Annotated in this window: 11 protein-coding genes; 7 read left to right on the forward strand and 4 right to left on the reverse strand. The window is 58.8% G+C overall.

What is annotated here, in order from left to right; genetic code table 11:
- The first annotated feature begins 519 nt into the window (after nt 1–519).
- Both E2L05_RS05470 and E2L05_RS05475 read left to right on the forward strand, forming a co-directional pair.
- A complete protein-coding gene (locus tag E2L05_RS05470; protein ID WP_133341893.1) occupies nt 520–1,269 on the forward strand; it encodes an SDR family NAD(P)-dependent oxidoreductase in 750 nt (249 codons plus the stop codon).
- Nucleotides 1,270–1,543: 274 nt separating this feature from the next.
- On the forward strand, nt 1,544–2,089 hold the full coding sequence (locus E2L05_RS05475) for a YaeQ family protein (RefSeq protein WP_133341894.1): 546 nt from the start codon (nt 1,544–1,546) through the stop codon (nt 2,087–2,089).
- 306 nt (nt 2,090–2,395) lie between these two features.
- On the opposite strand, the gene E2L05_RS05480 is transcribed toward E2L05_RS05475, so the two are convergent.
- Nucleotides 2,396–2,854, reverse strand: coding sequence for an Lrp/AsnC family transcriptional regulator (locus E2L05_RS05480; protein WP_133341895.1), 459 nt, complete (start codon nt 2,852–2,854; stop codon nt 2,396–2,398).
- A gap of 176 nt (nt 2,855–3,030) precedes the next feature.
- Here E2L05_RS05480 and E2L05_RS05485 point away from each other — a divergent pair, with 176 nt between their 5' ends.
- Genes E2L05_RS05485 through E2L05_RS05495 form a run of 3 tightly spaced genes read left to right on the forward strand, consistent with a single transcriptional unit; the run spans nt 3,031 to nt 6,040 of the window.
- Nucleotides 3,031–4,110, forward strand: coding sequence for a pyridoxal-phosphate dependent enzyme (locus tag E2L05_RS05485; protein WP_243721884.1), 1,080 nt, complete (start codon nt 3,031–3,033; stop codon nt 4,108–4,110).
- A 36-nt stretch (nt 4,111–4,146) separates the two neighbouring features.
- Nucleotides 4,147–5,289, forward strand: coding sequence for a M24 family metallopeptidase (locus E2L05_RS05490; protein WP_279512626.1), 1,143 nt, complete (start codon nt 4,147–4,149; stop codon nt 5,287–5,289).
- A gap of 4 nt (nt 5,290–5,293) precedes the next feature.
- Nucleotides 5,294–6,040 (forward strand): maleate cis-trans isomerase family protein, encoded by a 747-nt coding sequence (locus E2L05_RS05495; RefSeq protein ID WP_133341896.1) that lies wholly within the window; start codon nt 5,294–5,296, stop codon nt 6,038–6,040.
- Between the two features lie 15 nt (nt 6,041–6,055).
- On the opposite strand, the gene E2L05_RS05500 is transcribed toward E2L05_RS05495, so the two are convergent.
- The 3 genes from E2L05_RS05500 to E2L05_RS05510 all read right to left on the reverse strand — a co-directional run bounded on the left by E2L05_RS05500 (nt 6,056) and on the right by E2L05_RS05510 (nt 10,678).
- The gene (locus E2L05_RS05500) at nt 6,056–7,963 is read right to left on the reverse strand and encodes a multiheme c-type cytochrome (protein ID WP_133341897.1); all 1,908 of its coding nucleotides are present in this window, start codon (nt 7,961–7,963) and stop codon (nt 6,056–6,058) included.
- 11 nt (nt 7,964–7,974) lie between these two features.
- Complete coding sequence (locus E2L05_RS05505) at nt 7,975–8,946, reverse strand: HAD family hydrolase (RefSeq protein WP_133341973.1); 972 nt, start codon at nt 8,944–8,946, stop codon at nt 7,975–7,977.
- 160 nt (nt 8,947–9,106) lie between these two features.
- Nucleotides 9,107–10,678 (reverse strand): arylsulfatase, encoded by a 1,572-nt coding sequence (locus tag E2L05_RS05510; RefSeq protein WP_133341974.1) that lies wholly within the window; start codon nt 10,676–10,678, stop codon nt 9,107–9,109.
- Between the two features lie 162 nt (nt 10,679–10,840).
- Between E2L05_RS05510 and E2L05_RS05515 the strand changes: the two genes are divergently transcribed.
- Both E2L05_RS05515 and E2L05_RS05520 read left to right on the forward strand, forming a co-directional pair.
- Entirely contained in the window at nt 10,841–11,851 is a 1,011-nt protein-coding gene (locus E2L05_RS05515; protein ID WP_165971695.1) for an AraC family transcriptional regulator, read from the forward strand.
- Nucleotides 11,852–11,895: 44 nt separating this feature from the next.
- On the forward strand, nt 11,896–12,777 hold the full coding sequence (locus E2L05_RS05520) for a BadF/BadG/BcrA/BcrD ATPase family protein (RefSeq protein WP_133341899.1): 882 nt from the start codon (nt 11,896–11,898) through the stop codon (nt 12,775–12,777).
- Nucleotides 12,778–12,779 lie beyond the last annotated feature (2 nt).

Genomic DNA, 12,779 nt, shown 5'->3' on the forward strand with positions numbered 1-12,779 from the left:
ACCAATGCCGCGATTGCTTGCGTACCATATGACAATTTCAACCAAGAGATGCAGGCCGATGTAAGCGAAGGCACGGGTCTGATGAAAGTTCAGTCGGGCGTGTTGACCATAAGCGTGGAAGCGACCGAACACGTCGCACGAACATCGTTCAGCGCAAGGACTTGCGCGAAGGATAAGGGGGGCAAGGGCCTGTCGTGGCGGTTTGGGGCAGATTATCGAAATTTAACCTCGAAATGGGTTTCTACTTTGGTGCCATGTTCGACAGAGTAAAAAACCGCATGGGGCTGCGAGAGTGGTAGAGCAGGCGCAGCGGGCAACGTTGAGTTGTCCGACGGGCCCAAAGTCCGTAGCAAGGGACGCAAGTTATCAAATCTGGTTATGGTTTGTGCCTGAGTTTGCCGAGAGAGCGGGTACGGCGCTTCAGCGGGCCGCGGCACGCACTTTATCAAGAGAACCTGCGGGCGGGTAAGATCACCCCTGCGCAAGCCAAAGAAGACTATGGATTTAAAGGATGGACCGATGGTTGTTAAACCTCTCGCACTGATCACGGGCGCGGCCCAAGGCATCGGATATGCTTGCGCAGAAGCTTTGGCCGAAGATGGCTATGCCGTTATTTTGGCGGACATAAATGAAGACGGCGTCAAGGCGGCAGGGGAAAAATTGGGCGCCACAGCGAGCTATGTGTGCGACATGGGCGATACCGCACAGATCACTGCGATGTTCGATGCCATTGCCGCCGAGCATGGACCGTTGCACGCTTTGGTCAACAACGCCGGCGTCGCAATGCCGGGTGATTTTCTGACTTACGAACTGGAAACGTTCGAACGTGTGATCAACATCAACCTGCGCGGCGTATTCACCGCAACGCAATTGGCCGCGCGGGTTATGGTCGAACATGGCATCGCGGGCGCAATCGTAAACATGTCGTCGATTAACGCGCAGGTCGCGATACCCGCGATCCCCGCCTATTGTGCGTCAAAGGGCGGCGTTATGCAATTGACCAAAGTCGCTGCATTGTCGCTGGCCAAAAACAACATCCGTGTCAACGCGGTGGGGCCTGGTTCGATTGATACCGAGATGATGGCAGGTGTGAACGCCAACCCGGAAGCGTTCAAGATGGCGATGTCACGGACACCCTTGGGGCGCCCCGGCGATGCCCGTGAAATCGGCGACGTCGTTGCCTTCCTGTGTTCGAAAAAGGCGAGTTACATCACCGGCGAGACGATCTATGTTGATGGCGGTCGCCTTGGCCTGAACTACACCTGTTGAGAAAATTGGGAAGGGCGCGCTTGGAAGACGCGTAGGCGATTTGGTAGGTCGCCTCGCCCGGTCCGCTGGCGTGTGCTGGCAGTCTAGACCTACCAAAAAAGCTCACACACGATAGACAACGCATCGGAAAACGAACCGAAAAAGCAGGTGATGCTCAGCACCCAACCTGCATGGTGATCCAAAAGCAGCACCCGATGTTCGGTGTCTTTGTACCGGGTTTCCAAAGAACCCCAGACAGAGTACGCATCGCAATCCTTGAGGGTTTGGATACGCCATGGCGCAGAATGCCACGATTCATAAAGTAGAACTTTCGATTTCCGACATGGACCGTCACTACTATGAGACCCACAAACTGACCGTGGCCAAACATCCGTCCGAAACGGATGAACGGCTTATGGTGAGGATTGTGGCGTTTGCGATGAATGCCCACGAGCACTTGGAAATGACCAAGGGTCTGTCCACGGATGATGAGCCCGACATTTGGCAAAAAAGCCTGAGCGGTGAACTTGATGTTTGGGTGGCTCTGGGGCTTCCGAGCGACAAGGTGATACGGCAGTCTTGCGGTAAAGCTGCCAAGGTTGTTGTCTATCCCTATGGCGGTCGGACTGCCGAAATGTGGTGGGACAAGATCAAGGGCAGCACCACCCGATTTGACAACCTTCACGTGGTGAATTTTTCCCAGGCTGACACAGGCGCGCTTGCGAAACTGGCAAACCGTTCCATGAAGCTACAGGTTAACATTCAAGACGGCGACGTGATGGTCAGTGCTGACGATGGCGTCGTCTACATGACCCCCGTGAATTGGAAAGGCGCCGCGTAAGTCTTAGCGCGGAGTGTAAAGTACCTGAACGGCTGGCGGCGTATCTTTCTGACGTTTTTGTGGCTGTTTCGAAGGTGGACAGCCAAATTACATAGGCGTTCTATCGACTCAGCGCTCGCTTGGTGCGCATCACCCGGAGTTGGGCAGGCCTGCGCACCTTTGCGCCGGACAAAACGCCGGTCGTCGGGGTTGATCCGCAATGCCTTTTTTGCATTTTCAATGACATAGCCTATGATCGACAATGCTGATTTCGCGGGGTTGCACGCCGTGTGAGGCGTTGGGCCCACTTGCGCCCCGTGGTGCGGCTCAGTCCAAGACTGGCAATGCGAACCCGACCTTGACCCTGTCCATCACGACATTTGTACGGAAACTGGCCACACCAACGCCTGAAAGGAAATGCTCTCGCACGAAGCTTTCATAATTGGGCATGTCGGGAACGCTGAGGACAATGATGAAATCCGACTCCCCGGTGACGTAATAACACTGCATGACTTCCGGGGCATCGTGCATCCGGGCCTTGAAGACATCCACCTCATGCGTGGTTTCGACGGCCATCGTAACGCCCACGATCATCAATAGGTCCCGCCCGACTTTTTCGGGCGACAGAACAGCGATTTCTTGCTCTATGACACCTTCTTCGCGAAGTTTGAGCAGCCGCTTTCGGCACGCATCCTGCGAGAGTCCGACGAGTTGAGACAGCTTTTCAGAGGTCAGACGTGTATCGTGTTGAATGGCGTTCAGGATCTGCCGATCAAATTTGTCCATACGAAACTCCGTCGTTCTGCCTTGATGTGCCGCGGTCAATGGCCCAACCTGTCGGCGAAGTTTCGGCTTGAAAACCCCGAATCAAACCAAAAGATGCCGCAAACGACCGAAATGGCAAAAGAAGGCCATTCCGGCTGTGGGTTGCACAAGGATTGAAAAGTCATGGACGTGTCGGCGTGAGACCCTCATTCATTGCAAACCCCTTTCGCGGAACCGGCTTGGAAAGTGCAACGGGGCATGTGCCAGAGACCCCGAGTGCGGATCCCAAATCGGTCGAGTTGCTGCTGAAACTTTGCCCGCGTCACAGTGTGACTGCGCTGCGCGATGTGCCGGACCTTGCAAGGGTTCTTGGCGTGCAATCTGTTCATGTGAAAGACGAGAGCTCGCGCATGGGGCTTGGCAGTTTCAAGGCGCTGGGGGCGGCCTATGTGATTGCGGCGATCGCGTCGCGTGGTCACCATGGCGGGGGGGCGTTCGACTGGGGCTCGGCATTGGTCGGCAAAACCTTCGTAACGGCCAGCGCGGGCAATCATGGCCTGTCAGTTGCGGCGGGTGCGCGGGTGTTTGGCGCAAAGGCGGTAATTTACCTGTCACAGCAAGTGCCCGAGGCTTTTGCCGTGCGCTTGCGGGGAATGGGCGCCGACGTCGTCCGTGCCGGCAAGACCTACGAAGCCAGCATGGACGCCGCCGAGGCCGCCGCCGGAAGCAATGGTTGGGTCTTGCTGTCTGACAGTTCTTGGCCGGGGTATCACGAGTTGCCGAAGCTGGTGATGCAAGGCTACCTTCAGATTGCCGTCGAAGTGGTGGCCCAGATGGAAACGCCGCCCACCCATATCTTCGTACAAGCCGGCGTGGGGGGATTGGCTGCCGCCTTGGCTGTGTATTTTCGCAAAAGCTGGGGAGATGCTCCCAAGTATGTCGTTGTAGAACCGGTTGCAGCGCCTGCGTTGCTGGGCAGTATTCGGGCCGGGCACAACACCATGTCCGAAGGACCTGTGTCCAACATGGGGCGTTTGGATTGCAAATCAGCATCTGAGATTGCCCTTGCTGGCTTGGCACGAGATGCGGACAGCTTCGTTTCGGTCACTGATGCCGAAGCCAGCCATGCCGTTGCCCAGATGAAAACTGCGGGATTAGTCACGACACCGTCTGGTGCGGCGGGGTTGGCCGCTTGCAATGTGCATAGCAAAGCCATCGGGCTTGGGCCTGACTCCCGTGTGCTTTTGTTCATGAGCGAAGGGCTGGAAGATGCATAGCGTCACATCGCATGCTGTTCGGATCGTGGTACGCGCGTGAACAGAACCGAATACAGCCGCAGGACGCACGCGCTTCAGGCTGAAATGGATCGGGCGGGCCTTGATGCGCTTTTGCTGACCACGCCGCCCGATGTTTTTTATGTGACAGGGTTCTTGACCAGGTTTTGGGAAAGCCCGGCGCGGCCCTGGTTTGTATTGGTGCCGTCGGCGGGCGACCCTGTGGCGGTCATTCCGTCCATTGGCGAATTGCTGTTCAGCACCACGTGGGTTGACGATATCCGAACTTGGAACGCGCCGGACCCCAACGATGACGGGGTCAGTTTACTGGCCGATGCGATTTGCGAGCTGGTTCCCGAACATGGCGTGTTGGGCGTTCCGATGGGTCTTGAAACGCATCTGCGGATGCCGCTGGCAGATCTGGATACCCTTCTGAGCCGGATTGCGCCGCGCGCGCTTGGGGATGCCACCGCCGCTGTGCAACATGTGCGCGAAGTAAAATCCGAGGGCGAGGTTTCCGCGATCCGAGAAAGCTGCCGCATTGCCGGTGTCGCTTTTGACCGCGTGCCTGAATTCGCCCGGTCTGGTTGCTCACTGGATGACGTGTTTCGCGCATTCCAGATCGCGTGCCTGCAGGCCGGGGCAGACTGGGTTTCCTATACGGCGGGCGGCGCGGGGCAGGGCGGGTATGGCGATGTGATCGCACCAGCGACGCAGGTGCCCCTCCGGCAGGGCGATGTGCTGATGTTGGACACAGGACTGGTGCGCGCAGGGTACTTTTGCGATTTTGACCGCAACTATTCTATCGGGCCGCCAGACGACGACGTCCGCCGCGCCCATGCGGCGTTACACAAGGCAACTGATGCCGCCCTTGCGGGCCTTCGCCCCGGCCACACAGCTTCCGAGTTGCATATGCTCATGGCAGGATCTCTCGTCGCGGATGGCGCCACGCCGTGCGGGGGGCGGCTGGGCCACGGTTTGGGGCTGTCTTTGACCGAATGGCCGTCAGTGACGCCAATGGATCGCACTGTTTTGCGGGCGGGAATGGTGCTCACGCTGGAGCCGGGTGTCCAAATCGCGCCGGGCCGCATTCTGGTGCATGAAGAGGTGATTGTTCTGCGGGATAGCGGGCCGGAATTATTGAGTCCGCGTGCACCGACCGACCTGCCCGTTCTGGACTGACCTCATGAGCTACTTGCCCTACACGCTGACAGATCCGATTGGTCGACGTGCCACTTTGGGATTGATCGTGTTGCAAGTTGACGAAACGCTTGAGCATGACTTTCGCCGTCTGTTCGCAGCACCGGACATCGCCCTTTACGTCAGCCGAATTCCAAGCGGTGCGGAGTTGACGCCAGACACGATTGCGCAAATGGCGTTGGACCTGCCCGCTGCCGCACGGCTCTTGCCGCCCGCCGCACAATTTGATGCGGTGGGATATGGCTGCACATCGGGCACCACTTTGATCGGGGCGGCGCGTGTGGCGGAACTGGTGCGCGGGGCCTGCACAGCCCGAAACGTGGCGGACCCGCTCACTGCCGCAATTGCAGCGATGCACCAGCTTGGCCTGCGCAAAATCGCCATCGTGTCGCCCTATATCGACAGCGTATCGGTGCCAATCCGCTATGCATTCGAGGCGGCCGGGATAAGTGTGCCGCACTCTGCCAGTTTTGGCGAAGAGATCGAGGCACATGTGGCACGGATAGATCCCGCCTCCATTCGATCAGCGGCGCTGGAAGTTGGCCGTTCATCGCAAGTCGAGGCGGTATTCCTGTCCTGCACCAATCTGCGCACCCTCGACATTCTGGACGATTTGGAAGCGGAGTTGGGCAAACCCGTGCTGTCCAGCAATCAGGTGCTGGCATGGCAACTGGCGCAGATGTCGGGCGAGCTGCGCTTGGCGGCGCGGCCCGGTCGTTTGCTCAAGGTTTGACAGGAAGCCGGTGCGCTATTGACGAAGCTCTTGCAGCATCTGATGCAAGATGTCCGCGTCAGGATTGATCGTCAAAGCTTCGGCCAGAATGGCGTTTGTGGCGCTGCGCCCTTCCGTCGCTGCCGTGATCCGCACCAGCATCACCCAAGCATCAAGGTTTTGTGGATCAAGGGTGACAACCTCGCGAAAGGCGCCGCGCGCGGCATCGGTATTGCGCAAGGTCAGCGCGGTTCCGCCCAGTTGCAAATGCGTTTCGGGAAAGTCCAGCCGTGCAGCAACGCTCAAACGCCATTCGTTCATTGCCGTGCTCATGGCGGCTTGCCTGTTGCCCGGCAGGCGTGCGATGGGCGCGTCCAACAGTGCCTTCGCAGCGGCGATCCGGACGTTCTTGCGCGGGTCCGCCAAAGAGTTGAGAAGCCGCAGCACACGGGTCTGCGCGGGCGCAGAGCGCTGTGCCCCAATCGCAGCGGCCCGTACCAACGGGTCAGCATCGGCCAGCAATGGCTCGGCGGCATCGGCGGTGGCCTCGGTTCCGCTTTGCTCTAACAGCCAAAGCGCGGTCGCGCGGGCAATTCCGGGTTGGTCTTTGTCGAGAGCGAGAGAAGTGAGTTCCCCGCGCGCAGCGACCGGGTCGGCGCGTCCGGCGGCAAGTGCTTGGCCAAAATGCGGTCCGCGATGCGCACTGTTCGGAAACCGACTGGCAATTTCAGCGGCGGCCCATGCGGGCGTTTCATCACTATGGCAATCCGTGCAGGCATCTGGCGCACCCGTTTCCGCAGCCAGATCGGGGCGGGGCACACGGAACGAATGGTCGCGCCGCCCGTCAATGCCCATATAGGTGCGTTCGATCATGTGGCAGCTTGTGCAGGATGCGCCTTCGCTGGCCGGATCGTGAAAGTGATGTTCAATGTCATCATAAACCGCGCCGCGCAGGCTGGGGAAATCGGGGTTTCCAGCGGGGGAATGGCACTGGGTGCATACCGCGTTCCCATCTGCCTTCAACTCGGCGGTATGGGGTTCATGACAATTGCCGCAACTCACACCTTTTGCGTACATCTTGGATTGAAGGAAGGACCCGGTGACATAGACTTCATCCTGGATCTGACCGTCGGCGTGGTAAAGGCCGGGTCGCAGCAGTGCCAATTCATAAGCATCGTCAAAGGGTGTGCCCGGCAAGGGGTTTCCATCGCCAAACGCGGTCCGCCGAGAGTGGCATCCGGCACATTGTTGAATTTCCGCCTGGGCAGTGTCGAAGAATGCCGAAAAACCGTAATTCTCGGGCGCGGGCGCCGTTTGGGTGGTCGCCCATTCAATATGGCCTGATCCGGGTCCGTGGCACGCTTCGCAGCCGACGCCAATTTCAGCCTCAACCGAGGCATAGGTCCGGGTCGCCGCATCATAGTTCTTTTGGAACCCGGTGGCATGACATTCGGCGCAGCGGGCGTTCCAGTTTTTGTACGGGCCGGTCCAGTGTAGCCCGTCATCCGGTGGCAGATCTTGATCCGGGTACAGGTGGTACCATTCGCGCTTTACCGCGTCCCATGTCACATCGAAGCTTTGCAGGCGGCCACCCTCGGTTTCCAGCAGGTACTGCTGTAGCGGTGCGATGCCAACAACCGAATGGATCGGCTGTTCACGCAGGCTGCCATCCTTTTCTGTCACGCTGACCATGTAGCGATCTTCGTCGCGGCTGAACCGTGCGGTCATCCCGTCATGGGAAAAGGACGAGCCGTTGAAATCTGCAATTACCGTATCTGGCCCGGGCATGGTCCAGGCCAGAGCATGATGAGACCCTTCCCAAGCCTGCGCCGCTTCTTCGTGGCAATCGGTGCAGGTGCCAGAGCCGACATACTCCTGCGCGGCACTGATATGCGGTGCGGCGATGACAAAGAGCATCGCCGCAATGGCGGGTCGTGTGAACATGGGGTAAATCATCAAGGCCAGATGTTGGCCCAATCGCCTGCCATGTCAATCAACAGCCAGCCACGCGCGTCACTTTCGTCAAGGCCGCGGCTCAGCGAGCCGATATGGCTGTCGCGGTCATAGGCCCATTCGCGGTCTGCGTCGGTGTGGTGCACGATCATACCCAGCCGCGGGCCATCACCGGCTGTCGCCCATTCCAGCATCTCGAAATCGCCATCGGAATTGCCGCCCACAAGGATGGGCCGTTTGCCGATCTTGGTGTCGATCCCGATTGGCTTGCCTTCTTTGTCGTCAACAAAGGCGATGCCGGGATCTTTCATGATCGTGGGAACGCCGTCAATGACGGCATAGCTAGATTTTCCTGCACTTCCAATTACTTGTTGCGGCGGGATGCCATATACGTCCTCGGCAAAGGCCCGCATGAAATGGATGCCGCCGCCAGAAACGATGTACGTGGCGAACCCTTCGTCGCGCAGATAGGACAGCAACTCCAGCATTGGCTGATAGACCATACCGATGATCGGCGCGCCTGTTTGCGGATGGACAGCGGTTTCAAGCCAGTCACTGACATCCTGTTCGAACGCGCTGACAGACAGGCCAGAATGAGATGTCACTACAATCTCGATCAAGCCATCTTCACCATTCGCCAGCGCCCCTTCAAGATCGCCGTTTGCAGCGGCTTTCAGGACATCAGAGGTCAGGATGGACGGATCATCCTCGGCCATGCGCGCAACGCGGTCCATTGCGTAAAGAAGTTGAAAATAGACGGGCTGTTCGGCCCAAAGGGTGCCGTCATTGTCGAATACTGCGATGCGGTCGGCCGGAGTAACGTAGTCGTCCGATGCGGTGTCGGTCGTTGCATCGACAAAGGCAATGATCCGCGACTTTGTGTCGGTGTCGTTCCAACTGGGAAGCGGGTCCGCAAAGGCGGGCAGCGTGGCGAAGCAAAGCAGGCTGGCGGCGGAAAGCAGGCGTGTGCGCATCATGTCAGGGGGTCGATCCAATGTTACGGTGCACTCTGCGGCGCACCCGGTTTTGGCTTGGGCGTTGCCCGGATGAAAAGCGGCCCGCCCAAATGGGGCGGGCCGGTGTTCCTGCCCGCCGCCGAAGCGCAGGGCAGGACCATGTGCGGGTCGGTTTGGATTACTGAGCGCCGCTTGGAGCAGTCAATTTTTCCATAACCTTGTCGAGGCTGAAGGACGCCGCTTCTTGCCGTGGTGGGAATTCCTGGAATGTGGCCAAGAAGTTACCAACAAAGCGCTGTGCAGGCACCAGCAGATACGCACGGTCAAGCAACCAATCGTAATAGGTGTTCGACGTGCGATAGGCGCGCTCATACGGGTCACGGCGCAGGTTGAAGATCAGCGGCACGCGCAGCGGTGTCAGCGGCTCCATCCAAGCGCGGAAGGTGCCCCATGCTTTCTGCTCAAGGAAGGTGACTTTCCAGTCGTCATAGCGCAGTGCAGCAAGGTCGCCATCATCCGTGAAGTAGAAGATTTCCCGGCGCGGGCTCTTGTCGGTCTCGCCGGTCAACATGGGCAGAATGTTGTATCCGTCCAGATGCACTTTGTAGTCGCGGCCCATTTCGTCGATGGTCACGCCTTCAAGCAGATCTTCCTTGACCGTGGTGTTGCCAGCAGCGGCAAGGAATGTTGGCAGCCAGTCCATGTGGTGCACGATCTCGTTCGACACAGTGTCTTCCGCGATCTTGCCGGGCCAGCGAACCATTGCGGGCACGCGCCAAGCACCTTCCCACTGGGTATTTTTCTCACCCCAGAACGGTGTCATCGCCGCGTCGGGCCATGTGTTCATGTGCGGGCCGTTATCGGTCGAGTAGAACACGATGGTGTTGTCGGCGATGCCAAGCTCGTCCAGCTTGTCGAGGAACAGACCGATATGCAGGTCATGCTCGACCATGCCGGCAGAGTATTCATCGAGGTTCTTACCAGCGATCTCGTTGGCCTGTTGACGCATTTCATCTTTGACGTGGGTGCGGAAGTGCATCCGCGTACCCGACCACCAAACGAACCAAGGCGTGCCTTCGGCTGTCTTGCGATCGATGAAATCAAGCGCGGCTGCGGCGGTTTCTTCGTCAACTGTTTCCATCCGCTTTTTGGTCAGCGGGCCGGTGTCTTCGATTTCACCGTCTGCCGACGAACGGATCACACCGCGCGGGCCAAACGCTTCGCGGAAGGTGCTCCCGTCAGGCAGAACCATATCGCCGGGATAGTCTTCGTTCTCGGGCTCTTCCTCGGCATTGAGGTGATAGAGATTGCCCAGAAATTCGTCGAAGCCGTGGTTGGTCGGCAGCATTTCGTCCCGGTCGCCCAGGTGGTTCTTGCCGAACTGGCCTGTTGCATAGCCTTCGCCCTTGAGCAGGCCCGCGATGGTTGGATCTTCGATCTGCATGCCTTCTTCGGCACCGGGCAGACCAACCTTGGACAGACCGGTGCGGAACACGGACTGGCCCATGATGAACGATGACCGGCCAGCGGTACATGACTGCTCGCCGTAATAGTCGGTAAAGATCATGCCCTCTTCGGCAATCCGGTCAATGTTCGGTGTTCGGTAGCCCATAAGACCTTTGGTGTAGGCCGAGATGTTGGACTGACCAACGTCGTCGCCCCAAATCACCAGGATATTTGGCTGTTGCTCTTGTGCGACCGCAAAGCCGCTGCCACCGAGCACGAACAGCGCGGTAACGGCGCCGCACATCGCACGTGATGTTTTTGGAAACACGTTTGGGTTTCTCCCTGATTGCAAATTTTGGTGGTCAGACACATGCCACAACCTGAGCGTACTGCTCTGCGGTGCAGGCCGCTTGTCATTTCGTGCCATCAATGCCACCTTGGCCAAATGATAGGTGGTTCAATTCCAATGACTCGCGCCAGTGGGATCGGCCCGCTGCCACGGCTGCTTGAAAAAGCCAGTGGTGTCAGCGCCGTCGAGGCCGTGTTTCGGTCGGTGCAGATACCTGTTCAAGTTCTCGATCACCCAGAGCTGGAAGTGCCGTTCGGTGCGATGGTCCGACTGTTTGATAGCGCAGCAAAATCGGCTGGGGACCCACTTTTTGGACTGCGAGTCGGTCTTCAGATGTCGCCGGGTGACTTCGGTCCCTGGGTAAAGACAGCCAAGACTGCGCCCACTTTGCGTCATGCGCTGGACCGACTGTCTGCGGCACTTCAAATGCATCAACCCGAGGGGGCTTTTTCACTGGATGTGGCGCAGGGTATGGCGGTCTGGACATATATCCCGCCGGATTTCAGCGTGTTGCCAATTCGGCAGCATGCGGATCACGTTCTGCCGGTTATGATTGCCTTCTGCCGCTCTTACTTGGGGGCCGAATGGCTGCCGGTGCGGGCGCGGATGATGTATGCAGACCCTGGTCTTAAGGCCGCGCGCTTTTCCCTGCTTGCAGTTCCGTTCGCCTTTGACGGTCCGGGGGTTGCGATCTGCTTTCCGGACTCGCTTTTGGGTAAATCCCTGCCGGTTGCCTCTGGCGTGCGGGATCTGAACACGGATGACAAAGAGTTGGGGTCGATGACGAACGTGCCGTCGACCTCTCTGCCAAGCCGGGATATGGCGATAGAGTCCATTGTGGCCTTGCGGATTCTTGATGGACAGGTCGATATCGAAGGGGCTGCGGCATTGGCAAATATCAGTGTGCGGTCGCTTCAGCGGAGTCTGTCACAGGCGGGCACGACCTATAGTGATGTGCTCAATCGGGTGCGGGATCGAAAGGCGCGGGAGTTCTTGCTGCAAACAGACATGCCCGTGACAGGGATCGCCTATTCGCTTGGGTATAGCGATCCGGCGAATTTCACGCGCGCCTTCGTTCGTCGCAACGGCACGCCGCCGCAACACTTTCGCACATCACGGACCATGTGAGACGGGTCGGTATTCCGATTGTACAATCTACTGAAGGCGGACGAATGCACATACCCTCTTCTTCCTGCCTGATCGGCATTGATGGCGGCGGCACAGCGTGCCGTATCGCCTTGGTATCGGCCGGGCGGCGGACGGATTTGCGGGTCGCTTCGGCGAACGTGCACTCTGATCCGGTTGGTGCGGTGGCAACGATTGTCGATGGGCTGACGCAAATCGCTGATCAAGCGGGCTTGGGCCGCGAGTGTTTGTCCCGTGCAACCGGCGTTTTCGGGTTGGCCGGGGTCACCGGAGCGCGTGTCGCAGGGAAAATTGCAGCACAGATGCCGCTCGGGCAAGTCAAGGTGGTCGAGGACTGTGTACCCGCGATCGTCGGGGCCCTTGGCGAGGAAGACGGTGTTGTCGCCGGGCTTGGCACAGGGTCATTCTTTGGTCGGCAATCTGGCGGCATTGTAGATTTGCGCGGCGGATGGGGTTTCTTGTTGGGGGATGAAGCGTCGGGTGCGTGGCTGGGCCGCGCTCTTCTTGCTCGGGTCTTGCATGTGCACGATGGCCTGTACCCGGCGACTGGCCTGACCCGAGAAATCTTGGCGCGGTTCGAAGATGGCACATCCAGTATCCTCGATTTTGCGGGGTCTGCGCGCCCGTCCGACTATGCGGCTTTTGCACCTGAGATTGTCAAAGCGGCATCGAACAAGGATGCAACGGCCTTGGATCTGATGCAAACAGGTGCGGAGCATGTGGTTCGAGCGATAGAGGCGCTTGGGTGGCGGGCTGAGGAACCCATTTGTTTGATGGGCGGCCTTGCTGACCACTATGACGCCTATCTACCCGCCCGGATGTCTGCCGCGCTGGTCCCTGCAAAGGCGTCAGCTTTGGATGGCGCGTTGCAAATGGCAGCGCAGTGGGCAGAGGCGGAGGGCGCCTGAAG

Source organism: Meridianimarinicoccus aquatilis (assembly GCF_004358675.1).
Lineage (GTDB): Bacteria > Pseudomonadota > Alphaproteobacteria > Rhodobacterales > Rhodobacteraceae > Meridianimarinicoccus > Meridianimarinicoccus aquatilis.